This window comes from Bilifractor sp. LCP21S3_F8 (genome assembly GCF_052117805.1).
Classification (GTDB): Bacteria; Bacillota; Clostridia; order Lachnospirales; family Lachnospiraceae; genus Bilifractor.
Genome location: NZ_JBQKIK010000013.1, coordinates 37,223 through 63,550, shown reverse-complemented (window position 1 = coordinate 63,550; position 26,328 = coordinate 37,223). Strand labels below are relative to the sequence as shown.

The 26,328-nt window shown below is 52.3% G+C and carries 25 protein-coding genes, 1 pseudogene and 1 riboswitch; all 26 genes and pseudogenes read left to right on the top strand.

Annotated features, from left to right (window positions below; translation table 11 throughout):
- Positions 1-10: 10 nt before the first annotated feature.
- The 26 genes and pseudogenes from ACTQ3A_RS07845 (at position 11) to cobA (ending at position 26,269) form a co-directional block, all read left to right on the top strand.
- Positions 11-1,681: a DAK2 domain-containing protein gene (locus ACTQ3A_RS07845; RefSeq protein ID WP_441494490.1), complete on the top strand. Its 1,671-nt coding sequence runs from the start codon at positions 11-13 to the stop codon at positions 1,679-1,681.
- 114 nt (positions 1,682-1,795) lie between these two features.
- Entirely contained in the window at positions 1,796-3,874 is a 2,079-nt protein-coding gene (gene recG, locus ACTQ3A_RS07840) for an ATP-dependent DNA helicase RecG (RefSeq protein WP_441494491.1), read from the top strand.
- Positions 3,875-4,302: 428 nt separating this feature from the next.
- A complete protein-coding gene (locus ACTQ3A_RS07835; RefSeq protein WP_441494492.1) occupies positions 4,303-4,995 on the top strand; it encodes a DUF6465 family protein in 693 nt (230 codons plus the stop codon).
- A 260-nt stretch (positions 4,996-5,255) separates the two neighbouring features.
- Positions 5,256-5,666, top strand: coding sequence for a methylglyoxal synthase (locus tag ACTQ3A_RS07830; protein WP_441100347.1), 411 nt, complete (start codon positions 5,256-5,258; stop codon positions 5,664-5,666).
- Positions 5,663-6,226 (top strand): 16S rRNA (guanine(966)-N(2))-methyltransferase RsmD, encoded by a 564-nt coding sequence (gene rsmD, locus ACTQ3A_RS07825; RefSeq protein ID WP_441100345.1) that lies wholly within the window; start codon positions 5,663-5,665, stop codon positions 6,224-6,226. The genes ACTQ3A_RS07830 and rsmD overlap by 4 nt, the downstream gene beginning before the upstream one ends.
- A 3-nt stretch (positions 6,227-6,229) precedes the next feature.
- Positions 6,230-6,733: a pantetheine-phosphate adenylyltransferase gene (gene coaD / locus ACTQ3A_RS07820; protein WP_441100343.1), complete on the top strand. Its 504-nt coding sequence runs from the start codon at positions 6,230-6,232 to the stop codon at positions 6,731-6,733.
- Between the two features lie 146 nt (positions 6,734-6,879).
- Entirely contained in the window at positions 6,880-7,545 is a 666-nt protein-coding gene (locus ACTQ3A_RS07815; protein ID WP_441100342.1) for an ATPase, read from the top strand.
- Between the two features lie 70 nt (positions 7,546-7,615).
- Positions 7,616-8,449, top strand: coding sequence for a GTP pyrophosphokinase (locus ACTQ3A_RS07810; RefSeq protein WP_441486057.1), 834 nt, complete (start codon positions 7,616-7,618; stop codon positions 8,447-8,449).
- An 87-nt stretch (positions 8,450-8,536) separates the two neighbouring features.
- The gene (locus ACTQ3A_RS07805; protein WP_441100340.1) at positions 8,537-9,109 is read left to right on the top strand and encodes a hypothetical protein; all 573 of its coding nucleotides are present in this window, start codon (positions 8,537-8,539) and stop codon (positions 9,107-9,109) included.
- Positions 9,110-9,210: 101 nt separating this feature from the next.
- Positions 9,211-10,356 (top strand): RluA family pseudouridine synthase, encoded by a 1,146-nt coding sequence (locus tag ACTQ3A_RS07800; RefSeq protein WP_441494493.1) that lies wholly within the window; start codon positions 9,211-9,213, stop codon positions 10,354-10,356.
- Positions 10,357-10,607: 251 nt separating this feature from the next.
- Positions 10,608-11,360 carry a signal peptidase I gene (lepB, locus tag ACTQ3A_RS07795; RefSeq protein ID WP_441494494.1) on the top strand — a complete coding sequence of 251 codons (753 nt, stop codon included), beginning with the start codon at positions 10,608-10,610 and terminating at the stop codon, positions 11,358-11,360.
- Between the two features lie 12 nt (positions 11,361-11,372).
- A complete protein-coding gene (locus ACTQ3A_RS07790) occupies positions 11,373-11,942 on the top strand; it encodes a Holliday junction resolvase RecU (RefSeq protein ID WP_441494495.1) in 570 nt (189 codons plus the stop codon).
- A gap of 251 nt (positions 11,943-12,193) precedes the next feature.
- Complete coding sequence (gene hisZ / locus ACTQ3A_RS07785; RefSeq protein ID WP_441494496.1) at positions 12,194-13,462, top strand: ATP phosphoribosyltransferase regulatory subunit; 1,269 nt, start codon at positions 12,194-12,196, stop codon at positions 13,460-13,462.
- Positions 13,459-14,109, top strand: a complete 651-nt coding sequence (gene hisG / locus ACTQ3A_RS07780) for an ATP phosphoribosyltransferase (RefSeq protein ID WP_441494497.1) — start codon at positions 13,459-13,461, stop codon at positions 14,107-14,109. Before hisZ ends, hisG begins: the two co-directional genes overlap by 4 nt.
- 100 nt (positions 14,110-14,209) lie before the next feature.
- Complete coding sequence (hisD, locus tag ACTQ3A_RS07775; protein WP_441494498.1) at positions 14,210-15,511, top strand: histidinol dehydrogenase; 1,302 nt, start codon at positions 14,210-14,212, stop codon at positions 15,509-15,511.
- A gap of 3 nt (positions 15,512-15,514) precedes the next feature.
- The gene (gene hisB, locus ACTQ3A_RS07770; RefSeq protein WP_441494499.1) at positions 15,515-16,102 is read left to right on the top strand and encodes an imidazoleglycerol-phosphate dehydratase HisB; all 588 of its coding nucleotides are present in this window, start codon (positions 15,515-15,517) and stop codon (positions 16,100-16,102) included.
- 204 nt (positions 16,103-16,306) lie between these two features.
- Positions 16,307-16,651: pseudogene (gene hisI / locus ACTQ3A_RS07765) on the top strand (phosphoribosyl-AMP cyclohydrolase); the annotation flags it as partial.
- A 156-nt stretch (positions 16,652-16,807) separates the two neighbouring features.
- Positions 16,808-16,926, top strand: a riboswitch (cobalamin riboswitch).
- A 110-nt stretch (positions 16,927-17,036) separates the two neighbouring features.
- The gene (cobI, locus tag ACTQ3A_RS07760; protein WP_441494500.1) at positions 17,037-17,720 is read left to right on the top strand and encodes a precorrin-2 C(20)-methyltransferase; all 684 of its coding nucleotides are present in this window, start codon (positions 17,037-17,039) and stop codon (positions 17,718-17,720) included.
- Complete coding sequence (locus ACTQ3A_RS07755; RefSeq protein WP_441494501.1) at positions 17,717-18,958, top strand: hypothetical protein; 1,242 nt, start codon at positions 17,717-17,719, stop codon at positions 18,956-18,958. Before cobI ends, ACTQ3A_RS07755 begins: the two co-directional genes overlap by 4 nt.
- 173 nt (positions 18,959-19,131) lie before the next feature.
- Positions 19,132-19,977, top strand: a complete 846-nt coding sequence (locus ACTQ3A_RS07750; protein ID WP_441494502.1) for an ABC transporter ATP-binding protein — start codon at positions 19,132-19,134, stop codon at positions 19,975-19,977.
- Between the two features lie 81 nt (positions 19,978-20,058).
- Positions 20,059-20,790, top strand: coding sequence for an ABC transporter permease (locus tag ACTQ3A_RS07745; RefSeq protein ID WP_441100327.1), 732 nt, complete (start codon positions 20,059-20,061; stop codon positions 20,788-20,790).
- Between the two features lie 26 nt (positions 20,791-20,816).
- Positions 20,817-21,647 (top strand): sirohydrochlorin cobaltochelatase, encoded by an 831-nt coding sequence (locus ACTQ3A_RS07740; RefSeq protein ID WP_441494503.1) that lies wholly within the window; start codon positions 20,817-20,819, stop codon positions 21,645-21,647.
- Positions 21,648-21,659: 12 nt separating this feature from the next.
- The gene (gene hemA, locus ACTQ3A_RS07735) at positions 21,660-22,907 is read left to right on the top strand and encodes a glutamyl-tRNA reductase (RefSeq protein WP_441494504.1); all 1,248 of its coding nucleotides are present in this window, start codon (positions 21,660-21,662) and stop codon (positions 22,905-22,907) included.
- Positions 22,904-23,416, top strand: a complete 513-nt coding sequence (locus ACTQ3A_RS07730; RefSeq protein WP_441494505.1) for a precorrin-2 dehydrogenase/sirohydrochlorin ferrochelatase family protein — start codon at positions 22,904-22,906, stop codon at positions 23,414-23,416. Before hemA ends, ACTQ3A_RS07730 begins: the two co-directional genes overlap by 4 nt.
- A gap of 249 nt (positions 23,417-23,665) precedes the next feature.
- Positions 23,666-24,652 (top strand): hydroxymethylbilane synthase, encoded by a 987-nt coding sequence (hemC, locus tag ACTQ3A_RS07725; RefSeq protein WP_441494506.1) that lies wholly within the window; start codon positions 23,666-23,668, stop codon positions 24,650-24,652.
- 105 nt (positions 24,653-24,757) lie between these two features.
- The gene (gene cobA / locus ACTQ3A_RS07720) at positions 24,758-26,269 is read left to right on the top strand and encodes a uroporphyrinogen-III C-methyltransferase (RefSeq protein ID WP_441494507.1); all 1,512 of its coding nucleotides are present in this window, start codon (positions 24,758-24,760) and stop codon (positions 26,267-26,269) included.
- Positions 26,270-26,328 lie beyond the last annotated feature (59 nt).

The following is a 26,328-nucleotide window of genomic DNA, read 5'->3' as shown; positions in this document are numbered from 1 at the left end:
GGATATTGTTTTGGCTGAAAATACAATTGACGCCAGTCTGTTGGCGCATATGTTTTTAACCGGCGCCCAGAATCTGGATGCCAAAAAAGATTGGATCAATGAACTAAACGTATTCCCGGTTCCCGACGGCGATACCGGTACGAACATGACGATGACGATCATGTCTGCAGTCCGGATGGTGCAGGATATCGACAGCATGAATATGAAGGATCTGTCAAAGGCGATTTCCTCCGGTTCTCTCCGGGGCGCACGAGGGAACTCCGGTGTCATTCTGTCTCAGCTTTTCCGCGGATTCACCAAGACCGTAAAGGGTTCCGATGAGATCGATATTCCCATGATTGCGGACGCCTGCGAAAAAGCAGTGGAAACCGCCTATAAAGCAGTCATCAAGCCGAAGGAGGGCACCATCCTCACCGTTGCAAAGGGAATGGCGGAAATCGCCCGCAAGCTTGTAGATGCGCAGATGACGCTCGACGTCTATATCAAGAATATCATTGATTATGGCAACGAGGTTCTGGCAAAGACGCCTGATATGCTCCCGGTACTCAAGGAAGCGGGCGTCGTGGATTCCGGCGGTGAGGGACTCATGACCATCCTCGAGGGTGCCTATGACGGACTCATGGGAAAGGAAGTCGATCCGGATCTCGGAAAAGCGAAGGAAAAGGCAGCGGAAGAGGAGGCAGTCGAGGAGGCCGCACCCGCGAAGCCGCGTTTCATCTACAGCGCAGAATTTATCATCAGCAGCGGGAAATCTCTCCCGCAGGCACAGATTGATGAGCTTCGCGCCTTTCTTGTGCAGACCGGAGAGCAGGTTGTCATCATCCCCGACGCCAGGGAACTGAAGGTTCATGTGCACACCAATGAGCCGGGCGCGGTTCTCACCAGGGCACTGACACTCGGGCAGCTGAAGACGGTCCACATCGACAACCTCATGATTGAGCATCACGAAAAGCTCATCAAGGATGCGGCAAAGGCCTCCAAGGATCAGGCGGAGGAGCTTCTCCGGAAAGCGCAGCCGGCCAAGGCGGTAGGCTTCATCGAGGTTTGTGCCGGCGACGGCTTTGAGGAAATTTTCCGGGGTCTTGGCGCCGATTACATCATCAAAGGCGGCCAGACCATGAATCCGAGCACCGAGGATGTGCTGGACGCCATCGATCAGGTGAACGCAGAGAACATCTTCCTCTTCCCGAACAACAAGAACATCATCATGGCCGCACGCCAGGCACAGGAGCTCGTCAAGGAGAAGAACATCATTGTCATTCCATCGAAGACGATTCCCCAGGGAATTACCGCTCTTCTCGGATATGATCCCGCGCAGAATGTGGAGTCAAATCAAACGGCAATGATGGATGCCATCGCAAATGTCCGCACCGCAGAGGTAACTTACGCAATCCGCGATACCACGATCGATAACGTTGAAATTCACCAGGGAGACATCATGGCAGTCGGCGACGACGGAATCCTCTCCGTAGGCAAGGATATCGAGGATACCTCTCTCGCATCCGTGGAGAAGATGATGTCCGACGACGCCGAGCTTATCAGCATATATTTTGGTAAGGAATTCTCAGAAGAGAACGCGAACCGCCTTGCTCAAAAGATCACCGGGAAGTTCCCGGATGTGGACGTCGAGGTGAACAACGGCGGACAGCCTGTCTACTACTGTATCCTGTCCGTTGAGTAAAGTCGCACACGAATACTTCGCATTCGGCTGCGGCTCACTGTTCGCGTAAATCTATGAAGCTGCCCGTCCGGTCAGAAGACCGGTGAGGCAGCTTCTTTTGCAGAGGAAGAACATATGCCATCCAGAAAAATCCCTCCCCATTCCATCCGGAACCTCAAAGGAATCGGGGAAAAGTCCGAAATCCTGTTCAACCGGGCAGGAATTTTCACCACAAATGATTTGATCCGGTATTATCCAAGAGAATATGACTCATACGAGGAGCCCGTTTCCGTCGGAGCGGCCGTCCCCGGTCAGAAAAACGCCGTCTTCGGACGGATCACCCGAAAGCCCTCGGTCCGGACATTTGGAGGAAATTCCATTACCATGGCTGTCCTCAAGGACGAGACCGGTTCTCTTCAGGTGAACTGGTTCCACATGCCGTTTCTCGCCTCCACCCTGAAGCCCGGCATGGTCTATATTTTCCGGGGGCCCGTCATAGAAAAAAGCGGCAGACGAATCATGGAGCATCCCGAGCTTTTCACACCGGCTGCTTACGATCATCTGCGGGGACAACTGCTCCCGATCTATGCACTGACGAAGGGACTCACAAATCAGGCCATTCGAAAAGCCATGGCACAGCTTATACAGACCCGGGACCGCATCCCGGAAATCCTTCCGGAAGAAATCCGTGAACCTCTTGGTCTTGCGGAGATAAATTTTGCGCTCGATCAGATTCATTTCCCGGATTCCCGTGACAGCCTCCTCTCTGCCCGAAACCGTCTCTGCTTCGATGAGTTCTTTTTCTTTCTTCTGGGAATCGCCCGTATGAAGGACCGGAATCGCGACAGAGTCAACCATTTTCCGATGAAGACCGTGTGGAAGACAGAGGAAGTCATCGACAGCCTTCCATATCGTCTCACCCGCGCTCAGCAGCGGGTGTGGAACGAACTGGAGAAGGATCTTGCATCGAACCGGCTGATGGAACGACTGATTCAGGGCGATGTCGGAAGCGGAAAGACGATTCTCGCTTTTCTGGCCATGATCATGGCATTTGAAAACGGCTGGCAGAGCGCAATCATGGTTCCGACAGAGGTTCTCGCCGAGCAGCATTTCGCATCCCTCACGGCACTTCTTGAAAACAGCGGCATCGAGGACGCATGCCCCGTTCTTTTGCGCGGCAGCTGTACGGCAAGGGAAAAAAGAGAAATATACGAGAAAATCGCCTCCGGAGAGGCAAAGATGATCGTCGGCACGCACGCGCTCATCCAGGAGGCCGTCACATATCCGAATCTAGGTCTCGTCATTACGGACGAACAGCACCGTTTCGGTGTCCGACAGCGCATGACGCTTGCCGGGAAGGGGTATCCTCCGAATGTGCTTGTCATGAGTGCCACGCCGATTCCCCGCACACTGGCGATGATCCTCTACGGGGATCTGGACATTTCCGTACTTGACGATATGCCCCGGAACCGGCTTCCCATCCGGAACTGTGTCGTCGGGACCTCCTACCGGGAGACCGCCTACCGTTTTATGGAAAAGCAGATTGAGGACGGACATCAGGTCTATATCATATGCCCCATGGTCGAGCCCAATGAGGAAATCCCCTGCGAGAATGTTACGGAATACTGCCAGAAGATACGGAAGCGTTTTGACGCCGCCATCCGGGTCGAAGCCCTCCACGGCCAGATGAAGCCGCAGCAGAAGCAGGAGATCATGAACGCCTTCGCCGCCGGGGAAATCCAGATTCTCGTCTCCACGACGGTCGTAGAGGTCGGCGTCAATGTGCCGAATGCCACCGTGATGATGATCGAGAATGCGGAGCGTTTCGGCCTCGCCCAGCTTCACCAGCTCCGCGGCAGGGTCGGCCGGGGAAGCGCCCAGTCCTACTGTATCTTCATGCAGGGCGATGGAAAAAAAGAGACCTCAAAGAGGCTGGAAATTCTCAACGAATCCAACGACGGGTTCTATATTGCAGAACAGGATCTAAAGCTGCGGGGACCCGGAGACCTCTTCGGCGTAAGGCAGAGCGGCATCGCGGTTTTCCAGATTGCGGACATCTACCGGGATTCCGCTATCCTGAAAGCAGCATCCCAGGCAGTAAATGACCTGCTTTCCATGGACCCGGAGCTTACTCTGCCACAGAACCGTGAGCTGAAAAAGGCCCTGGATCAGTATATCAATCGTTCGGGAATTGCTTCCGGATTTCCCGGGTGAAACATATTCGCATCCGGGTTCACTCGCGCGTCATTCTACGTTAACGGCCACAACACCTACCCGCGAATGGCCGGGGTTCTCTCGCGCGTCGCACGCGTGGTTCTGGGATGTTCCTTTTGTGCGAACGATCTCTGCACAAGATTCTCTCGCGCGTCGTTACCGGATCCGATTTCGAAGAGCTCTCTTTTTTTATATATAAGCGGCGCATTGCTTCGTCCTTCGCACACCTGAAATCCTTCAGGTGTGCGCAAATACGTTGTACGAAATGCCGACCGAAGCGCTTCATTCTATCATAGTTATATCCGAATCGCCGATTTTTTTCCGGTATTCTTGAAAAAATAAAGAAAAAAGAATAATATAGATAAGAATCATATTTGACCATCAAATTTTTAAACAATTATCAGTTGAGTCATTATGGAGGAGAGAAAATGGCAGAGGCTAAGAAGACAGCTGCTGTAGCTAAGACCGAAATGAAAAAGACACCGGAAGCAGCGAAAACGAACGTAGTTGAAAAAGTAGCGGCAAAGGTTGAGAAGAAAGCCGAGAAGGTGGAGCATAAGGTCGAACAGGCGGCAGCAGAGGTCAGAAAGACAGCCGCTGACATCAAGACTGCAGAGAAGAAGGCAGCCGACGAGATCAAAACCGCTGAGAAGAAGGCGGCATCTGATATAAAGACTGCTGGCGCGAAGACCGCAGCTGACATTAAGACTGCAGGTGCAAAGACCGCAGCTGATATTAAAGCCGCAGAGAAGAGGACTGCCGTTGCGGCAAAAACTGCTGCAAAGAAGCCTTCAAAGGCATCCAGACCGGCAGTTCACAAAGCGGCGAAATCCGCAAAGGCTGCTGTGACAAAGGCCGCAGCCACCGTGAAGAAGGAAGCCGAGAAGGCAGTTGCCGCAAAGGAAGCACGCGCTGCCGAGGCAAAGCAGACCGTTGTTCTCCAGTACCTCGGGAAGGAGATCCCCTACAGCGAGCTTGTTGAACGCGCAGTCGATGCCTGGAAGGCAGCCGGCAAAGACGAAGCCGCTCTGAAGGAAGTCAAGGTATATGTAAAACCGGAAGAGAACAAGGCATACTACGTACTTAATGACGGCGAAGAGATCGGCAGTTTCGACATCTGAGTTTATCACCAATTCAAGTGAGACCTCTAAGGGGCTTCCGCAGCGGACATCTGCTCGGCGGCCTCTTTTTGTAGTAAAAACCCATAATCAAAACGTTTGCAGTTGCGAAATGTTTGTGCATTTGTTATAATGTGTTTAGAATACACGGGTGCTATATCAGCACAACTATTTGTATATGTCCCTGCGGCACTTCACTGCTACGCAGATTTCGTGCCGCTGACAGAGATTCAGGCAGTGCAGGAAAGGGAGCATCACAACGCATGAACATTGGAATAATCGCACATAACAGCAAAAAGAGTCTGATCGAAGATTTCTGCATCGCATATAAGGGGATTCTTGCAAAGCACGAAATTTATGCAACCGGTACAACCGGACGAAGAATTGAAGAGGTAACAAATCTTCACATTCATAAGTTTTTGGCGGGAAGCCTCGGCGGTGACAAGCAGTTTACGGAAATGATCGAAAGAAATGACATGGATATGGTCATTTTCTTTTATAACCCGGCCATCATTGATCCGAGAGAACCGGATGTCGTCAAGATCATGAAGTGCTGTGACCAGTATACCATCCCGATCGCAACAAATATCGCCACGGCGGAGATGCTGATCCTCGGGCTGGACCGCGGTGATCTTGACTGGAGAATTCAATATAAAGAGGCAAAGGAAGAATGAGAGTAATCGCCGGAAAATGCAGGAGTCTTCCGCTGAAGACACTTCCCGGTAAAGATACCCGCCCGACAACTGACAGGATCAAGGAAACGCTTTTCAACATACTCCAGAATGACATTCCGGGGTGCCGTTTCCTTGATCTTTTTTCAGGAAGCGGAGCAATCGGTATCGAGGCGCTGAGCCGGGGCGCGGAAAGCTGCTGTTTCGTAGACAAAAGCCGCCAGGCTGTAAGTATCATAAACGAGAATCTTCGCTTTACAAAGCTTGAGGATCAGGCAACGGTTCTTCAGATGGATGTCATGTCAGCAGTCCGTTACCTTTCCGGCCACGCGCCCTTTGACGTCGTCTTTCTGGATCCGCCGTATCTTCATGATCTGGAAAAGGAGGCACTCGAGGCGCTCCGCACCGCTTCCTGTGTGACAGGGGATACGCTTTTTGTGGTCGAGGCTTCCATCAAAAACGATTTTTCCTGGCTTGACAATTCAGGCTATACATGTATTAAATGGAAGACATACAAAACTAACGAGCACCTTTTCCTGAGGCTCGATTCAGCAGGAGAATAACAGATGGTTATCGCCGTTTATCCGGGTACCTTTGATCCTGTGACCTATGGTCACCTTGATATCATTACCCGCGCGTCAAAATTATACGACAAGCTCATCATTGGGGTTTTGCACAATTCTGCAAAAACTCCGTTGTTTTCATCAAAGGAACGTGTTAATATACTTAAGAAAGCCACGAGTGGGATCCCGAATGTCGAGGTACAGGCATTCGAAGGTCTTTCTGTCGATTTCGCGAAGACCTGTCACGCAAGCGTGATTGTACGAGGGCTGCGCCTCATCACTGATTTTGAATATGAACTTCAGATGGCACAGACAAACCGCAAGCTTGCCCCCGATGTCGATACCACTTTTCTCTATACGGCACTTCAGTACTCGTATCTGAGCTCTACAACCGTGAAGGAGGTTGCTGCGTTCGGAGGCGATATCAGCGAATTCGTGCCTCCTTTTGTGGCGGGTGAAATACACCGGAAGCTTGGTGACATCCGACGCATTCACAGCGAAGACTGAGATCTCCGCTGAATACTTTTTTTCCGGATGATGACGCGCGCGAATTCGGAGCGGCACAGCTGAGGGGCAGTTGCCGGTCATAATCGGGCGGATTATTCTTCCGGAATTCAGATGATACAGGTAAATTAAGGTAAGGAGTATAAATAATGAGCAGCAGCAGAATTGAACAGATCATTGAGGAGATAGAAGAATATGTGGAGAACTGCCGGTATCAGCCGTTATCCACTACCAAGATCATTGTAAATAAAGAAGAGCTGGAAGAGCTTCTCCGCGAGCTTCGTCTGAAGACACCGGATGAGATTAAGAGATATCAGAAGATCATCGGCAACAAGGATGCGATTCTTGCGGACGCGCAGTCAAAGGCGGACAATATTATCGCAGAGGCAGAGAAGAAGGCCCAGGAGCTGACTTCAGAGACCGAGGTCATGCAGGCAGCCTACGCGCAGGCAAATGATACCGTCAATCAGGCGAATCAGCAGGCGCAGGATATTCTGGATTCCGCCCAGAATGACGCGAACAACATCCGCTCGAGCGCGATCACTTATACTGATCAGCTTCTCGGGAATATTTCCTCGATCCTCAGCAACGCGATGGCCGAGGTCGGAGAGAAGTACAACGATTTCTCCGGTTCCCTGCAGAGCTACTATGATCTTGTAAATCAGAACAGAAGTCAGCTTGCTCCGATGGAGGACAACAGTTCCACATCCGGCAATCCGGCGGACACTGCTCAGGAGACCGGCGGACAGACAGCATATGACGATTCCGACGACGTGGATGAGGATGATGACGCCGATTACGAGGATGAAGAGTAAATTTTGAACTTATCGCAGCTCATTCCGGAAAGGGATGGGCTGTTTTTTGTTATGAAGCAAGGTGCAGAATATGGATATCATCATGTGGCATAAGGTCCTCAGCCCCTATGTAATGGCTGTGGATGAACTGATTCTGAAATTTGATTCCCTGCGGAGAGAATTTCAGGAGCAGGGGCAGTACTGCCCGATCGAGCATGTGACCGGACGCGTCAAAAGCATTTCCAGCATACTCGACAAGATGGCGAAGAAAAATATCCCGCCGGAAAAAATGGAAGAGCAGATAGAAGACATTGCGGGCATACGCATCATCTGTCAGTTTACCGAGGATATCAGCAGAGTTGCCAGCCTCATCACCAGCCGGACCGACATCGAGCTGGTCGAAATCAAGGACTATATCCGCAACCAAAAGCAGAGCGGTTACCGCAGCTATCACATGGTTGTGCATTATGAGGTGAACACCATCAACGGACCGAAGAAAATTCTGGTCGAGATCCAGATCCGGACCATGGCGATGGACTTCTGGGCTACGACGGAGCACTCTCTCCAGTACAAGTACAAAGGGCAAATCCCCGAGCGGGTCGGCAGCCGTCTGTCCAATGCCGCGGACGCCATCATTTCTCTGGACAGCGAGATGTCTTCCGTCCGCGATGAGATCATGGACGCCCAGCTTTCCTCCAAGCTCCGCTACAATCTCGTGGAAGATATCGTAAATACCATCGAGAGTCTCTACCGGATGACCTCGAAGCGCGAGGTTGAAAAAATTCAGGAAGAATTCTATCGGATCTATCAGTCCGGTGACGTGGAAGAGCTGGTCCGCTACCATCATCAGCTGGATCTTATCGCTCAGGCTTATCACGCCCAGAAAAACCGCGTCGATGAAGGCATAAAAATCAGTGAAGAATAAGGATTCCTCCGACCCTGATCGTGATACGATACGGATCCGGCGTCGATGAAGGCAAAAAATCAGTGAAGAATAAAAGGAGACAGAGGTTTGAAAATCGAAAAGGGTCAGTACGGCTACATCCGACATGAAAAGTTTAAGAGAGTTCTGAGAACCGTTATCGCGTTTGCGATTGATTTCGCCATCTTTGCTTTTGGCCTGATCATGAACAACGGCAGCCGCCGCAACATCTATTCGATTATCGCAGCGGTCGGCTGCGTTCCCGCGGCAATGTCAATGGTTGGAATGATCATGATGCTGATGAGAAAGCCGATGGATCAGGAACTCCATACGGATATCGAGACCCACGCCGGCTCTCTCCCCATGCTGTACGAACTGTACCTGACCACCCGCGACCAGAATCTCTTTATTGACGCGGCGGCCGTGTGCGGAGAGTATATCACCGCATATACCCATGAGAATGCTGCGCCCGGTGTTCTTCAGTTTATGGAAGGCCACATCCGGAAATCGGTTCTGCAGAGCGGATATAAGGTCACCGTCAAGATCTTCTCTAATCGAAAGAATTTCCTGGAGCGCATCGACCAGATGCGGGAAAAGCAGGCGGAATACCGCATGGACCGCGATGACGAGGTCGCAGCAATCCTCCGGCAGCTTGCCCTCTAATTGTTTTATTGCACTTAATTGTTTTTATCGTTTTGCATTGCTTTAATTTTTATTCGCTTTTTATGGCTTTCAGCCGCTTTCAATAATATGTAGGAAAAAGAATGATTCAAATCACCATTGACACCGAAACTGCTTCCCAGCGTCTGGATAAATTTCTCAGAAGATATCTTCCGGAGGCGGGAAGCGGTTTTCTGTATAAACAGCTGCGAAAGAAGAATATTACACTCAACGGAGCGAAGGCTTCCGGAAAGGAACTTCTGCGGGAAGGAGACGAAATCCGAATCTTCTTTTCCGATGAAACACTGCGTAAGTTTTCCGCAAAAGAGTCTCTCCCGCAAAAGAACAAACCCGAAAAGCCCGGGCCTGCCCCACTTGCCGCATCGGACATCCTCTTTGAGGACTCTCACGTGCTGATTCTGAACAAAAAGGCCGGGATTCTCTCCCAGAAGGCAGCCCCCGAGGACATCTCCCTGGTGGAAATGATCCAGTCATACCTGACCGAAAAGGGCGAGCTCACAGAAGAGAGTCTCCGCATCTTCCGTCCGTCTGTGGTCAACCGGATCGACCGGAATACAAGCGGAATTGTGCTTGCCGCAAAGACGCTCGCCGCCGCCCGGGAACTTTCCGAATGCCTGAGAGACCGGACCGTACACAAATACTATTATGCCCTGACAGAGGGCGAAATCCGGGAGCCCGCCCGCATCAGTGCATATCTCACGAAGGATCCCCGGACCAACCGGGTGACCCTTCATGACAGAGCATCCGTCCGAACATCTGTCGCAGACGCTGTGCCTTCCCGAACATCTGCAGCATCCATACCGGACAACGTTCAGATCCCTGATGCGAAGCTGGCATTCGCCGCGGAAGGTGTGCAGAATCCCGGCGAATACATCGAAACGGAATACAGCCCGGTGAAGCATTTCCGGATCACAGACCCGCACGGGCAGCCTGCTTCCTTTACCTTACTGAAGGTAAACCTGATCACCGGAAAGACTCACCAGATCCGGAGCCATCTCTCTTTTATTGGACATCCCATCATCGGTGATGTAAAATATGGTCTCAGAAACCGGAACGAAGATTTCCGCAAGCACTTCGGCCTTCGCAGACAGTTTCTCCACGCGTCGGAGCTTGTTTTTCCCCCGATGAACGGCGTTCTCTCTGATCTGTCGGGAAGAACCTTTCTGGCTCCCCTGCCCGATGACCTCAGAACCACGCTGAAAAAGCTTGAAGCAGCCAACCGGCTGTAACATCCGCCGCATGATCATACTAATCTGCGCGCTGCCCTGTTCATCGGACAGATAACGCTAACCACTATTCAGCAGCACTGTCACACAGACCTGCGCGCTGCCCTGTTCATCGGACAGATAACGCTAACCGCTATTCAGCAACACTGTCACACAGGCCTGCGTGCTGCCTGTCCGCATGGTTCCGCATCCCAAGGCTGCGGCACTGGCGGCTGCACAATAACCTCATTTTACCTGACAGGAAAGAAGAACACATGAGTAAAAAACCTGATACCAATTCTACTGATCCCCGGCCGGAAGGGCCGGATGAGAAAACACCGGTAACCACACCGGACGACCGGAAGGAGAGTATCCGTAAGGATGTTTTCGACTACGTGAAAATCATTGCGATCGTTCTGATCGTTATGTTTGTCCTTCAGAAATTCATCATTGTCAATGCACGGATTCCATCCGCATCCATGGAACCGACGATCATGACCAACGACCAGATCTTTGGAAACCGCCTGGCCTACCTGAACAGCGATCCGAAGAGATATGACATCGTCATTTTCCGCTATCCTGATGACGAATCGCGTCTGTTCATCAAACGGGTCATCGGTCTTCCGGGCGAGACCGTCGACATCCGGAACGGTGATGTCTATATCAACGGAAGCAAGACTCCTCTGGATGACAGTTTCTGCGCAACGCCGGACTCAACCGATACCGGAAATCTGACGTTCCCGCTCACCGTTCCGGCAGACAGTTACTTCATGCTGGGCGACAACCGCGTATATTCCAAGGACTCCCGATACTGGGAAAATCCCTTTGTCAAGAAGGAAAAAATCCTTGGAAAGGCCTTCTTCCGCTACTGGCCGCTGAACAAGATCTCGGTGATCAACAGCAAAGAGGCGGACTATTATGATCCGACAGCAGATACTGCCAGTGCCTCGGTCTCTGGATTTTCCGGGGCAGCAACGACATCTGCGGGATTCCCGGCGCTGAATCCTGCTTCTGTATTCGGATTCTGAGGCGGCCTCACGATGGCGACCTGGAATTCAAGAGGGCTTCGCGGTTCCACCCTCGAAGACATGATTAACCGGACAAATGACCAGTACCGGGAACAGGGACTTGCGCTGATCCAGAAAATCCCAACCCCGATTACTCCGGTCAGAATGGACAAGGAGACACGACGCATCACTCTGGCATATTTCGATCAGAAAAGCACCATTGATTACATCGGAGCAGTGCAGGGCATTCCCGTCTGCTTCGATGCCAAGGAATGCAAGACCGATACCTTTCCTCTGGCAAATATTCATCCGCATCAGATCCGTTTTATGTCCGATTTCGAGAAGCAGCAGGGGATATCCTTTCTCCTCATTTTCTATTCCTCACGGGATGAATATTATTATCTTCGCTACGAAGAACTGCTCCGGTTCTGGAATCGTATGGAAGCAGGCGGGCTGAAGCGTTTTCATTTTGATGAGCTTACGCCCGCTTTTTTTCTCCGGAAGAGAGCCGGCATTCTGGTGCCTTATCTGGACGGAATCTCGAGAGATCTCGCCCTGCGGGACGCGGATGCAGCCGAGGGTGCCGATTTTGACGGTGAATAAGCCCTCTTCCAGTCTTTCTTCGCCGTGCCCAGGAGGCAGGGGCACCTGGAAAAGAAACGCACATGAACTTCCTTTCTGATGTTCTCCGTCGTGTGCACAGGGAAGGGGAAAGAGTATGGGAGTGAAAAGCGGATCGAAAACCATTGCAATTACTCCTTGTATTTAGCGTAGTAGTATGGTAGCATACTAAAGTGACGAATAAAAAACATCTGAAGAACAATCTTAACCGTTCAAACAAACAGGAGAACGCCATGAAAAAATTAATCCACACCCCGGAGGGTGTCCGCGACATATTCGGCCGCGAATGCGACCGGAAGAGATATCTGGAGAGACAGATCGAGAAGCTCTACCGCTCTTTCGGATATCAGTCGATCGAGACCCCGGGCTTTGAATTCTTCGACGTCTTCGCAAAGGAAGTCGGTACGACTCCCTCCCACGACCTCTATAAATTCTTCGACCGCGACGGCAACACTCTGGTGCTGCGCTCGGATTTCACGCCTTCCGTTGCCCGCGCCGTTGCCATGTATTTCGGCGAAGAGGAGATGCCGCTCCGCCTTTGCTACCACGGAAGCATCTACCGCAACAACCATTCTTACCACGGAAGCCTGAATGAAAGCACTCAGATGGGTGTAGAATTTATGAACGATGACAGTGCGGAGGCCGATGCGGAGATCATTGCCCTTGTGGTATCCACCATGCGCAGGGCGGGACTGGAGAATTTTCAGGTAAGCATGGGCCACGTGGATTATTTCAATGCCCTGGCGGAAGAAGCCGGCATGAGCGAAGATTCTCTGCAGGAGCTCAGAAACCTTCTTGCCGCACAGAACCGCTTCGGCGCGGAGGAGCTGATCGATCACCTGAATATCCGGCCGGATCTGAAAAAAGCCCTGGTCGAAATGCCCGGTCTCTTCGGCAATGAGGAGGTTCTGGAACAGGCGAGAACACTGACCGGAAATCGGAGCTGCCGTGCCGCGGTCGACCGGCTGGAACGGATTTATCATTTCCTGAAGATGTACGGCTGTGAAAATTACGTTACCTTTGACTTCGGTCTGGTAACCGAATACCGGTATTACACAGGGATCATCTTCCAGGCGTATACATATGGCTCAGGTGACGCGCTGATCAAGGGAGGCCGGTACAATCGGCTTATTGAGCACTTCGGAAAGAAATGCGCTGCCGTCGGTTTTGCCACGGAGATTGACTCCCTTCTGAACGCCATAGAGCGGCAGAAGATCTCCCTTCCCGTAGAAGATATCAAGACAATGATTCTCTACCCGGCGGAGCTGGAGGAGATGGCCATTCATTATGCAGGTTCCCGGAGAGCAAATGGCCTCGATGTCGCCTGTGTAAGGTTTGAATACGGAAAGGTTCTGGACGATTACCGCAGATACGGGATGCGCAATCAGTTCGGCGGCATCATCTATTTCCGCTCGATGGATGAGGTCTACGCGATCAACCTTTCAAACGGCAGTACCGAAAGAATCTATCCCTTTGGCGGAAACGGAGGACAGGCACAATGAGATATCTTACCTTTGCGCTCACAAAAGGCCGTCTGGCGGATCAGACCATGGCCACGCTTGAAAAGCTCGGTATCAGCTGCGATGAGATGAAGGACAAGAGCACCCGCAAGCTGATCTTCACCAACGAACAGTACGGTCTGCGTTTCTTCCTGGCAAAAGGCCCGGACGTTCCCACCTATGTCGAGTACGGCGCGGCCGATATCGGCATCGTCGGCAAGGACACCATAATGGAAGAGAACCGGAAGATCTATGAAGTTCTCGATCTTGGCTACGGGAAATGCAGGATGTGTGTCTGCGGCCCGGCATCCGCAAGAGAATACCTCGATCACAACCAGCTGATCCGCGTGGCGACGAAGTATCCGAACATCGCCAAGGACTATTTTTACAATAAGAAAAATCAGAACATGGAAATCATCAAGCTGAACGGATCCATTGAACTTGCCCCCATCGTTGGACTGTCCGAGGTGATCGTAGATATCGTTGAGACCGGAACCACCCTGAGAGAAAATGGTCTTCAGGTTCTCGAAGAGGTATGCCCGCTCTCCGCGAGAATGGTCGTGAACCCGGTCAGCATGAAAATGGACAACATGCGAATCACGGACCTGATCCGCCGGATCAAGGCGGTTCGCGCGCAGGAACAGGCATGAAGAACAGGTCTGAACCGGGCATCTGAAATCATCTTTTCATTTATTTCATATGAAACACAAGGCTGTGACAGGCAGCATGAACACTGCAGGAGATAAGAAAATGAAAATCGTTGAACTCAGTGAAGAAAACAAAAAGGAAGTACAGAAAAATATCCTCCAGAGAAGTCCTTCCACCTTTGGAACACAGGAGGCCACCGTCCGCTCCATCATCGAGGACATCAAGGCGCGCGGCGACGAGGCGGTTTTTGAATACACAAAAAAATTTGACCGCGCAGAGATCACCGGCAGCAATTTCCAGGTAACAGAGGAAGAAATCCGGGCCGCATACAAGGAGGTGCCCCCGGAACTCCTCGATGTTGTCCGCAAAGCACTCGTAAATATCCGTGCCTTCCACGAGAAGCAGAAGCAGAACAGCTGGATCACGACCACGGAAAAAGGAACCATTCTCGGGCAGAAAATCACGCCCATGCAGAGAGTCGGAGTCTATGTACCCGGCGGAAAAGCAGCATATCCTTCATCCGTACTGATGAACATTGTACCCGCCAAGGTTGCGGGTGTCGAAGAGGTCATCATGACAACCCCCTGCAATGCCGAAGGAAAGGTGAATCCTGTCGTCCTTGTTGCCGCCAATGAGGCTGGAGCTGACAGGATCTTCAAGGTGGGCGGAGCACAGGCGATTGCCGCGCTTGCCTTCGGCACAGAGAGCATTCCGAAGGTAGATAAAATCGTCGGTCCAGGCAATATTTTTGTCGCACTAGCAAAGAAAGCAGTATACGGCAATGTAAGCATCGATTCTGTCGCCGGCCCCTCCGAAATCCTGGTTCTCGCAGATGAGACCGCCAATCCGAGATACGTCGCCGCAGACCTTCTGTCCCAGGCGGAACACGATGAGATGGCCTCCGCCGTTCTCGTCACCACAAGTGAAGATCTCGCTCGGAAGGTCAGCGCTGAAGTTGACGGATTTCTCAAGATCCTGTCCAGACGTGAGATTATTCAGAAATCCTTGGACAATTTCGGACGGATTCTTGTGGCGCGAAGCAGACAGGAGGCAATCGACGCGGCAAATGAATTCGCGCCGGAACATCTGGAAATCGTCATGAGAGACGCCTTCGAGGTTATGACAAAGATCCGCAACGCCGGCGCCATCTTTATTGGTGAATACAGCAGCGAACCGCTCGGCGACTATTTTGCCGGACCGAACCACATTCTTCCGACGAGCGGAACCGCCAGATTTTTCTCGCCTTTGAGTGTAGATGATTTTGTCAAGAAATCCAGCATCATCCATTATTCCAGAGAGGCCCTCAAGGAGATTCACAAGGATATTGAACAGTTTGCAAAATGTGAGCAGCTCACCGCACATGCAAATTCTATTGCGGTCCGCTTTGAAAATGACGAGGACTGAACCATGAGCAGAACAGCTACCGTAAAGCGCAATACAAAGGAAACGCAGATCACCGTCACCATCAACCTGGACGGCACCGGAAAAACAGACCTGGATACCGGCGTAGGTTTTTTCAACCATATGCTGGACGGCTTTGCACGTCACGGTCTCTTCGACCTGACCATCCACGTAAAGGGCGATCTGAATGTTGACGATCATCACACCATCGAGGATACCGGCATCGTCCTCGGCACTGCCATTCGGCAGGCTTGCGGAGAGAAGAAGGGGATCCGCCGTTTCGGAAGCTGTATCCTTCCGATGGATGAAACCCTTGTGCTCACTGCCATTGATCTTTCCGGCCGTCCCTATTTCGTGTATGACGCAGACTTCACCACAGACAAAATGGGAGACATGAGCACACAGATGGTCCGGGAATTCTTTTACGCGATTTCCTACTCTGCGGAAATGAATCTTCACATGAAGGTCATGTACGGCGAAAACGATCATCACAAGGCAGAGGCACTGTTCAAGTCCTTCGCAAAATCCCTCGATCAGGCCACCTCTCCGGATTCAAGAATCACAGACGTCCTGTCCACGAAGGGAAGCCTCTGATCCACTGCCCGTAAACCGGAAGATCGAATATCCGGCCCGGTTTTATAATAAACCTCATACGATAAGTCGTGCCACATACTGTATAAGCTACGGATTGCTCCGTGCTTCGCACTCCCGCAATCCTACAGTAACCCTAGAATCATGAATCCGCAAAATTTGGAAAGGACGCAGCTGATGATGCAAAATCAGGAAGAAAAAGCAAAGACCAATACACAGAAGTGCAGCCTTGCCTGGAAGGACTTCAAGCTCAATGAGAGCGGTCTTGTCCCCTGCATCGTGCAGGACTGCCACACCGGAGAAGTTCTCATGCTCGCTTATATGAACGAGGAGTCCTTCCAGAAGACATTGGAGAGCGGACGCATGACCTACTGGAGCCGGAGCAGGCAGGAGCTGTGGATCAAAGGACTGACATCCGGACATTTCCAGTATGTTCAGTCCCTGACCCTGGACTGTGACAACGACACTCTTCTGGCAAAGGTAGAGCAGATCGGAGCTGCCTGCCACACCGGAAGCTATTCCTGCTTCTTCAAGGAGCTTTACCGCCGCGAGGAAGCATAGTACTGTTTTCACCGCAGCGTGAAGTCATGAAATGTGAACAGTTCTCGTTTATGACGATTTCAAAATCTTTACCTCTGACGATTCAAAATCTTTGCCTTGCATATACTACTCCATTAAACTATAATAGTTGATACACACGGAAGATTTTGAAACACAAATTCTGACTGTATGTGAAGGGGGAAGCAGGTGCGAATCCTGCGCTGTCCCGCAACTGTGAGTATCGTTCTGATACAAGCCAGAGCACCCGCATACGGCACTGCAAATGACACGACGGATGGATGATTGCAGAACATAGCGATTGACTGTGCTTGTGTCCCACGCAGGTCGTTTCCCCTACCGGAAACGACTTTTATTTTTGTCTAAGGAGAAATTTATTATGTCAGGAATATTATATGGAATCGGAGTCGGACCCGGAGATCCGGAATTAATGACACTGAAGGCCTGCCGTATCCTCCGCGAAAACGAGGTCATCGCTGCTCCCGGCGAATCTGTGAAGGATACTGTCGCGTACAAAATCGCTGTGCAGGCAGTCCCGGAAATCGCGGACAAGGTGCTGCTGCCGATCTTCATGCCAATGGTCATGAACAAGGCCGAACAAATTGAGAATCACAAAAAGGGTGCCCGTCAGATCGAAAAGGTTCTTGACGAGGGAAAAAATGTCGTCTTTATCACTCTCGGGGATCCCACGATTTACTCTACTTTCTCTTATGTACAGGAAATCGTAGAGGCGGACGGATATGAGACCGCCCTCGTCAGCGGGATCACCTCGTTCTGCGCCGCTGCCGCCACCCTGAACATACCGCTCACGGAGTGGACGGAGCAGCTTCATATCATTCCCGCGGTACATAAGCTGGATGTTCCCCTCGACCAGCCCGGAACCTACGTGCTGATGAAATCTGGCAGCCATATGGACGCTGTCAAGGAAAATCTCCGTGCCTCGGGCAAAAAGGTTGAGATGGTCGAGAACTGCGGCATGCCGGGACAGAAGATCTACCGTTCTCTGGATGAGATTCCCGATGACGCGGGATATTTTTCACTGATCGTCGCAAAGGAAAAATGAACAAGCTTCCATTAAAAAACAACCTGCGAAGGGTACTTGCCGTCCTCTTTCTGGCTCTGATGACCACAGCCGCATCGTTCGGCCCCATATCTGTTTCTGCTGATCAGGAACACAGCGACGTGGCGGGAAGTGGAGAGACCGTTTCCTCCAGGCCTGTCGGCCGATACGGAATGACACCGATCAGTGGAAGCGATGTCAATGATGGCACCTACGATATCGACGTCGATGTCAGCTCACAGTTTTTCCGGATTGACTCCTGCAAACTGACAATCAAAGACGGAAAAATGACCGCAGCCATCCAGCTTGATACCTTTTCCTACTCGCTGATCTATAACGGAACCGGGAAAGAAGCCGCCAAGGCCGATGCTTCTGATTACATTGAAATCACTGAGGATAAAGAAGGCTATGCCTCCTTCACGATTCCGGTGGACGCGCTGGATAAGCAGATTTCCATTGCGTCCTTCAGCACACGGAAGAGCAAATGGTACGACCGGACAATCCTGTTTGACGCGACCTCTCTGCCAGCATCAAGCCTTCGCGTGACTCTGCCGGACTATGATGCCATCGAGGACGGCCTGAAGGCAATCGGCTACGACACGGATAAGCTTGACGCGGCCAGCGATCTCGCTAAAGCCAAACGAGACACTTCTGGCACTGCCGGTTCTTCTTCAGAGAGCACTTCCACAGACAAAGAGCCCTCCTCAGATGTTTCCGCAGACACAGGCGAAAGCCTGTCCTCAGTCTCGGCTTCCTCTGCCGGATCCCCGCCGGACGCCCCCGCCGAAAGCGGGAACGCCGTATCGGTTGACCGGAAAGACGGCGAGTATTCCATCGAGGTCAACATGACCGGCGGAAGCGGGAGAGCAAGTGTCACCTCACCCACCCTTCTGATCATCCGGAACGGAAAGGCATACGCTAAGCTTTACTGGAGCAGCACCTACTACGACTACATGATTGTTGACGGCGTCAAATACCAGAACAACACCAGAGACGGCGGAACCTCTACCTTTATCATTCCGATCACCTCCATGGACGCGCCCGTACCGGTGATTGCCGACACAACCGCCATGGGGGATCCTGTGGAAATCAGCTATCAGCTCACCTTCTATGCGGACACAATCGGAAGCAGGAATCTTGTTCCACAAATTGCAACGAGGAGGGTGCTCATTGTCGCCCTGTTTATCATCCTGGCCGGCGCTGTCCTCAGCTTCCTCACCCGGAAGACCCGGTATCGCTGAGCCGCGCGCACGGGACGGAGCCGTTGCTCTCAGCACCTAAAACAGTGTGATGCGACGCTCTCCGAGCCAAAGAGCAGTACAAAGCGACATTCTCCGCACCAAAAGCAATGTGAAACGGTACTCTCCGGACGATTTTTCAGCAGCCAGATAATCAGAAATATCGGATATACGAAATGATCGAATTACAAAATCTCACAAAAAAATTTGATGACTTCACTGCCGTGGACCATCTCAATCTGACGATAAATACCGGAGAATTTTTCGGTCTTCTCGGCTCCAACGGTGCCGGTAAGACAACGACCATCAGCATGATCTCGACGGTCCTTCTTCCTACGGAGGGAGAGATTCTGATCGACGGCGAAAAAGTCACCCGCAAATCCTCGGCGCAGAAACGAAAGCTTTCCATCGTCACCCAGGAATACTCCATGCGCCAGGACATGACCATGGATGAGGTTATGGAATATCAGGGCAGACTCTACTATATGCCCCGCAAGGTCATTCGCCGGAAAACCGATGAGCTGCTCGAATTCGCCGGTCTCATCGACTACCGCAGGCGCATTGTCCGGCATCTGTCCGGCGGCATGAAACGCAAGCTGATGATCTGCCGGGCGCTGATGACGGATCCCGGGATCATCCTTCTAGATGAGCCCACCGCAGGCATGGACGCCTTTGCGAGGCGGCAGATGTGGGAACTTCTGAGGAAGCTGCAGCGCCAGAACATCACAATTATCCTGACCACGCATTATATCGAGGAAGCAGAGGCGCTCTGCGACCGGGTTGCCTTTCTTCACAAAGGCAAACTGGACGTTGTTGACACTCCCTCAAATCTCATCCTTTCCCTTGGAAAATACGCTGTCGATGAAGCCACCGATGAGGGACAGAAGAGCCATTTCTTCTCCGACCGAAGGTCAGCAATTGATTATCTGGATGGACTCGACCCTGACGCTACGGCGTCTCTTCGCAGGACCACCCTTGAGGATGCATTTGTGGAACGCATCGGGAACCGAATTCGCAGATGATGGCAGAAGTGAACCAATGGATTTCCTTATAACACCGACAACGATAGCAAAGCGGGCGTACGAACAGACAGGAAAGAACGAATGGGAATAATTACCGTATTATGGGAAAAATGGGCGGAGTTCAAGCGGGATTTTTTCAAGATCACGCTGGCATCCATGATCTCGCCCCTGATGTATCTGATCATATTCGGCCTCGGCATACAGGCAACCTCGCACGGAGAACCGTACCTCAACTACCTGATTCCCGGCATCGTAGCCATGTCCACTATGACCGGAAGCTTCAGCGCGGTGGCCCAGAACATGAGCGTTCAGCGGCTGTATGAGAAAGCACTCGATCAGGTGATGATTTCGCCGACGCCCCTGTGGCAATTCATCGCGGGACAGATTATCGGCGGCGCACTCCGCGGGATGTACGCATCCTGCATCATCCTGCTTCTCACCATGTCGATCCGGACGGGACTGATCTTCAACTGGAAATCCTTCCTGATCATGTTCCTGAACGGCATGGTTTTTTCAACGATGGCTCTGGTTCTGTCCTTTCTGGCAAAAAGCTACTCCGACGCACCGAGATACAACGCCTACATCATCGTTCCCATGTCGTTTCTGTGCAATACCTTCTTCTCGACGGATCAGATGCCTGCCGCTTTCCGGTATTTTGTGGGATTTCTCCCGCTGTCCCAGGCGAGCAACATGATCCGGAGTATTTCAGCCGGAATCGATCCGGGCTGGGGCGGGGTTGTCATTCTGCTGATCTATCAGGCAGCCTTCACCCTGCTCTCCGTCCTGTTTATTTACAAAAAGAAAAACCTGTAAGGCGCCTTCGCCGGAAAGGAAATACAATGTCTGATAAAGCGATCCTTGTTGCAAGCTTCGGCACTCTCCAGGAAGACAGTCAGAGAAAATCGATTGGCGCTCTCGAGACAGAGGCCGCATCTTTTTTCTCTGACAGAACTCTTTACCGCGCCTGGACAAGTGCCTTTATCCGGAAACGTCTGTTATCCTCCGGCCGCACGCCGGCAGACAGCACAGAAGAGGCTATTGCGCGGATGCTTCGCGACGGAATCCGGGATGTGCTCGTACTCCCCGCATTCGTATTCGAGGGAAAGGAGTATAGAGATCTCTGCGCCCGGTTCGCGGATATTCAGAAAGGGGAAAAAACGAAAGCCGGGAATTCCTCTGCGTCCGCTAAGTTTGAAAAAGTCCGCATCGCCAGACCGCTTCTCAGTTCCGATGAGGATCTGGACGATATCATCCGCTTTCTCACGGACAGCTTCCCCTGCCGCAAAGATGATGAAGCCGTCATCCTCATGGGCCACGGTACCACCTATGGGCTCGGCGGAATCTATTCCACGCTTGATCGGGAACTTGAGAAGCGGGGGCTTCAAAACATCATGCTTGGCACCATCGATTCCCCGGAAATCGGATTTGATCATGTGCTCTCTGAACTGCAGACAGCTGCCAAAAACGGATGCCACATCCATCATCTCATCCTGATGCCCTTTCTGATGACTGCGGGAAATCATGTGATCGTCGACATGGCCGGAAACCAGCCGGATTCCTGGAAGTCCCGGCTTGAAAACGCCGGATATGAGGTCACCTGCGTCCTGCAGGGTCTCGGCGAATCAGAGGCGATTCGCCGCCTGCTGATCCTGCATGCCCTTGGTAAGTAAGTGAGGTAAGTTATGATTCAGATGGTCGGAACGGACCATACACTGGCACCCGTCAATGTCAGGTCCTTTTTCTCCTTTACAAAAGAGGAGAGTATACAATTCATGACACAGATCCAGATAGATCTGAAAGCAGACGGCGTACTGCTTTTGTCCACATGCAACCGGATGGAGCTGTGGGTCAGCACGGACCGCGAAGAGCCGGACAACCTTCTCCATGAGATCTGCCTGTTCAAGGATGTGAACGAGGAGAGATACCGCGGCTATTTTCAGGGACGCACCGATGAGGAAGCTGTGGAGCATCTCTTTGCTCTCACCTGCGGACTAAAATCCGCTATCCTCGCGGAGGACCAGATTCTCACTCAGGTCAAATCCTCCCTCTCGTTTGCCCGGGAGAACTATTTTACGGACAGCGTCATCGAAGTTCTGTTCCGGATGGCCGTGACCGCCGCAAAGAAAGTCAAGACAAACGTGACCTTCACCCATGCCGATTCCACTGCCATCGAGCAGGCCGTATCCATGCTGAAGGAACAGCGATTCAACTTCAAAGGCGCGAACTGCATGGTCATCGGAAATGGCGAATACGGAAAAATCGCCGCCAGCACTCTCGTCAAAAGCGGAGCCAATGTCACGGTAACGGTCCGCCAGTATCACCGCGGCCATGTGGAAATCCCTGCAGGATGCAGCCGCATCAATTACGGCGACCGCATGCAGTATCTTCCGGAGTGCGACCTCGTAGTCAGCGCCACAACCAGTCCCCACCTCACCATTGAATATGATGATCTTCTGGGCATGCACCCGGACCACCCGATCATTCTGATCGATTTCGCGATCCCTCAGGACATCGATCCCCGCATTTCTCATCTGAAGAGCTTCACGCTCTACAATATTGATGACTTTCATTCGGATGCGGACCCCGAAAATGAAGCCAATCGGGCTGCGTATCGGCAGGCGCGGGAAATCCTTGCCGAAGAAGAAAACGAGTTCTGGTTCTGGATGAATGACCGCGATCTTGTGCCGAGGATTCACCGGATCAAGGATCAGGCGGTGGAGGACTACAACCTCCGGATGCGAAAGATCATCCGAAAGCTTCCCCTCACCGGAGAAGAGCAGATGGTGCTTAACGGAGACATGGATCGTGCCGTCGGAAAAGTAATTGCCAAGCTGATCTTTGACCTTCAGGATCATCTGCCCGACCATGAATTCCGGGAATGCGTCGCAGGGATGGAGAAGGTTTTTGAAAAGGAGGATGATAACTCATGAGCACCCCTCAGGGAAAACCGTTTTTTCCGGTATTTCTTGATTTATCCGAAAAAAAAGTTGTCGTCGTCGGCGGCGGATCCATTGCGGAGCGCCGGATTCTTACCCTGTCCGGCTTTGTCGGCAGCATCACCGTGATAGCGCCGGAAGTCACCGATGCCATCAGCCGGATCACTTCCGGTACGCAGCAGGCACCGGTAACCTGGATTCAGAAATCCTATGAGCGCACCGATATCATGGATGCGGACCTTGTACTTGCCTGCACCGATGACCCTGATCTGAACAACGACATCTATGTCGCCTGCAAGTGTCTCGGAATCATGGTCAATGACTGCAGCGACAAGAACAAATGCGATTTTTACTTTCCAAGCGTTGTAAAAAAGGACGGCATCGTCGTCGGCATCAACGCAGGAGGCACGGACCATCACCGTGTCAAGGCTGTCCGTCAGCGGGTAGAAGAGGCCCTTCAATGCAAGACCTCCCTCTATTCCGATGACCCCACGGACCGCTAAGTCCGTTCTCCGCCAGCAAGACGAGAACCGCTATGTCCGTTCTTCCGCCACCGGCATGAAAACCGCCATGTCCGTTCTTCCGCCACCGGCATGAGAACCGCCATGTCCGTTCTTCCGCCACCGGGACGAGAACCGGTAAGTTTGTTATTTGCCAGCGGTACGAGGGCGTCGAGCAGGCGCATACTGCGCCGGCCATGTATATCCATCATATTCAAACATCTGATATCTGTCATGAAAGAGCATCCAATTATGAAGAAACGAAAATTAATAATAGGAAGCCGTGAGAGTACGCTTGCGGTGGTACAGAGCAATCTCGTTATTCAATATCTGAACAAGGCTCATCCGGAGCTGGATACCGAACTTCTGACCATGAAGACGACCGGAGATAAAATCCTCGACCGCCGTCTCGACCAGATCGGCGGAAAAGGGCTCTTCGTCAAGGAGCTCGACAAGGCTCTCCTGGAACATCGGAGCGACTACTCGGTTCACAGCCTCAAGGATCTTCCCATGGAAGTACCGGATGAGCTTCCGGTCGTCGCTTATTCCAGGCGGGAAGACCCCAGGGATGTGCTCGTCCTTCCGAAAGGTCAGACAGAGCCGGATCTCACAAAACCGATCGGGACCTCCTCGCTCCGAAGAATTCTGCAGCTGAAAAAGCTGTTCCCGGGTGCCGTCTTCCAGAGCGTGCGCGGCAATCTTCAGACCCGCCTCCGAAAGCTCGACGACGGACAGTATGGCGCCATCGTACTCGCCGCCGCAGGCATGAAACGTCTCGGTATGCAGGACCGGATCAGCCGTTATTTTTCGGTCGATGAGGTGATTCCCTCTGCCGGTCAGGCCATACTGGCTGTACAGGGCAGAAGAGGAGAGGACTCCTCTGTATTTGACGATTTTGCGGACGAGGATTCCTTCTATGCCGCAACCTGCGAGCGGGCGTTCGTCCGTTATCTGAACGGAGGCTGTTCCTCGCCCATCGCTGCTCACGCCACTGTCTACGCGAACGAAGACGCTTTTCGGAAAGCCCTCGGGGACAAGGCGCCGGAGCTTTTTCACGCCCCTGAAGCAGGCATGGATCCCGAAAAAGCCGCAAGCGGAAGTCAGAAACTGATCTACCTCCGCGGATTGTACTACAGCGAAGAGACCGGCAGGTATTCCACCGGTGCCGCTGCTGCGCGCGCCGGCGATTCAGCCGCTCTTGGCATCGCTCTCGCTCGGAAACTTCAGGCAGAGATCTGAAAACATAACGCCACGGACTTCAGGCGCAGATCCGCGAACATCACAGATCCAGGAAAATCGCAGATAAGAAAAGACACAATCGCAAGAAAGGTACGGAATCAAGAAATGAAGAAAGGTAAAGTATGGCTCGTAGGAGCCGGCCCCGGAGACCAGGGCCTGTTCACAATCAAGGGAAAAGAAGTCCTTCAGAATGCAGATGTGGTGCTGTACGACAACCTCGTAGGTCCCGGTGTGCTTGCCATGATTCCCGACACCGCGCGCACCATCAATGTCGGAAAAAGGTCCAGCCACCACACCATGCCTCAGTGGAAGATGAATGAGCTGATTCTGGAAGAAGCGCAGAAGGGGAACCGGGTGGTCCGCCTGAAGGGGGGAGATCCCTTCCTTTTCGGAAGAGGCGGAGAGGAACTGGAGCTCCTGGCCGAGAACGGCATCCCCTTTGAGGTCGTCCCCGGCATCACCTCGCCGATCGCGGTTCCCTCGTACAATGGCATTCCGGTCACGCACAGAGATTTCACCTCGTCCCTTCATATCATCACCGGACACAAAAAAGCCGGTGATGTCTATGACATCGATTTCCACGCCCTCGTACAGACAAAGGGAACCCTCGTTTTTCTCATGGGAATCGCCTCCCTCAAAGATATCTGCAAGGGACTTCTGGATGCCGGAATGGAACCGGACATGCCGGCAGCGGTTCTCCAGAAAGGTACCACGGCACGCCAGAAGAGAATCATCGCCACTGTCTCCACACTCCCGGATGAAGTAAAAAAGCAGGGTGTGGAGACACCGGCCATCATTGTGGTCGGCAGGGTCTGCACGCTGGCGGATACCTTCGAATGGTACGAGAAGCTTCCGCTCTCCGGCTTCCGGGTTCTTGTGACTCGTCCAAGAGGTCTCTCCTCCGAGATGGCCGCGAAGCTCAGAGCGCAGGGCGCTGACGTCCTTGAGGTTCCGTCCATCGCGACCGTTCCGATTGAAAACAATCTGAAGCTGATCCACGCCATCCAGAACCTTCGGGACTATCAATGGATCGCCTTTACCAGTCCCAGCGGCGTCAAAATCTTCTTCGATCAGATGCGCACCTCAGAAGTAGACATCCGGAATCTCGCCGGTCTAAAAATTGCCTCCATCGGAAAGGGCACGGCTAAGGAGCTCGGAAAATACGGACTGATCCCCGACCTGATTCCTCCGCGCTTTGACGGGGAAGCTCTCGGAGAATGGATCGCCCGCAAGGCAGATCCGGATGACCGGATTCTACTGCCGAGGGCGGAAATCGGCAGCAAGGCAATCCTTGAAAAACTGAAGGACTTTGCTGTAGACGATATTCCTACCTATCACACCGTACCCCTTAAGTCTGAGGCCGTGAACGAAACAGAACTGTTTGAGCAAGGTGAGATCGACTGTGCCGCCTTCACCAGCTCCTCCGGCGTCAAGGCGTTCCTGGCCGCGAATCCCGACCTCGACATGAGCCTTGTAAAAGCCGCCTGCATCGGAAGGCAGACACAGGCTGCCGCTGACGCCGCCGGGATGGAGACCTTCTGCGCTGATAAAGCGACCATTGACAGCCTTCTGGAACTGATCATCCGGATACACGATCACTACAGACAGAATGGCTGACACTCCGGCATTAGGGCCCATGTCCACAGAATTCTCTGACACACTGGCAACCGCTTCAG

Coding starts and splice junctions, on each gene's coding strand:
- recG (WP_441494491.1), top strand. CDS start 1,796: ATGCCATCCAGAAAAATCCCTCCCCATTCCATCCGGAACCTCAAAGGA.
- ACTQ3A_RS07835 (WP_441494492.1), top strand. CDS start 4,303: ATGGCAGAGGCTAAGAAGACAGCTGCTGTAGCTAAGACCGAAATGAAA.
- ACTQ3A_RS07830 (WP_441100347.1), top strand. CDS start 5,256: ATGAACATTGGAATAATCGCACATAACAGCAAAAAGAGTCTGATCGAA.
- rsmD (WP_441100345.1), top strand. CDS start 5,663: ATGAGAGTAATCGCCGGAAAATGCAGGAGTCTTCCGCTGAAGACACTT.
- coaD (WP_441100343.1), top strand. CDS start 6,230: ATGGTTATCGCCGTTTATCCGGGTACCTTTGATCCTGTGACCTATGGT.
- ACTQ3A_RS07815 (WP_441100342.1), top strand. CDS start 6,880: ATGAGCAGCAGCAGAATTGAACAGATCATTGAGGAGATAGAAGAATAT.
- ACTQ3A_RS07810 (WP_441486057.1), top strand. CDS start 7,616: ATGGATATCATCATGTGGCATAAGGTCCTCAGCCCCTATGTAATGGCT.
- ACTQ3A_RS07800 (WP_441494493.1), top strand. CDS start 9,211: ATGATTCAAATCACCATTGACACCGAAACTGCTTCCCAGCGTCTGGAT.
- lepB (WP_441494494.1), top strand. CDS start 10,608: ATGAGTAAAAAACCTGATACCAATTCTACTGATCCCCGGCCGGAAGGG.
- ACTQ3A_RS07790 (WP_441494495.1), top strand. CDS start 11,373: ATGGCGACCTGGAATTCAAGAGGGCTTCGCGGTTCCACCCTCGAAGAC.
- hisZ (WP_441494496.1), top strand. CDS start 12,194: ATGAAAAAATTAATCCACACCCCGGAGGGTGTCCGCGACATATTCGGC.
- hisG (WP_441494497.1), top strand. CDS start 13,459: ATGAGATATCTTACCTTTGCGCTCACAAAAGGCCGTCTGGCGGATCAG.
- hisD (WP_441494498.1), top strand. CDS start 14,210: ATGAAAATCGTTGAACTCAGTGAAGAAAACAAAAAGGAAGTACAGAAA.
- hisB (WP_441494499.1), top strand. CDS start 15,515: ATGAGCAGAACAGCTACCGTAAAGCGCAATACAAAGGAAACGCAGATC.
- cobI (WP_441494500.1), top strand. CDS start 17,037: ATGTCAGGAATATTATATGGAATCGGAGTCGGACCCGGAGATCCGGAA.
- ACTQ3A_RS07755 (WP_441494501.1), top strand. CDS start 17,717: ATGAACAAGCTTCCATTAAAAAACAACCTGCGAAGGGTACTTGCCGTC.
- ACTQ3A_RS07750 (WP_441494502.1), top strand. CDS start 19,132: ATGATCGAATTACAAAATCTCACAAAAAAATTTGATGACTTCACTGCC.
- ACTQ3A_RS07745 (WP_441100327.1), top strand. CDS start 20,059: ATGGGAATAATTACCGTATTATGGGAAAAATGGGCGGAGTTCAAGCGG.
- ACTQ3A_RS07740 (WP_441494503.1), top strand. CDS start 20,817: ATGTCTGATAAAGCGATCCTTGTTGCAAGCTTCGGCACTCTCCAGGAA.
- hemA (WP_441494504.1), top strand. CDS start 21,660: ATGATTCAGATGGTCGGAACGGACCATACACTGGCACCCGTCAATGTC.
- ACTQ3A_RS07730 (WP_441494505.1), top strand. CDS start 22,904: ATGAGCACCCCTCAGGGAAAACCGTTTTTTCCGGTATTTCTTGATTTA.
- hemC (WP_441494506.1), top strand. CDS start 23,666: ATGAAGAAACGAAAATTAATAATAGGAAGCCGTGAGAGTACGCTTGCG.
- cobA (WP_441494507.1), top strand. CDS start 24,758: ATGAAGAAAGGTAAAGTATGGCTCGTAGGAGCCGGCCCCGGAGACCAG.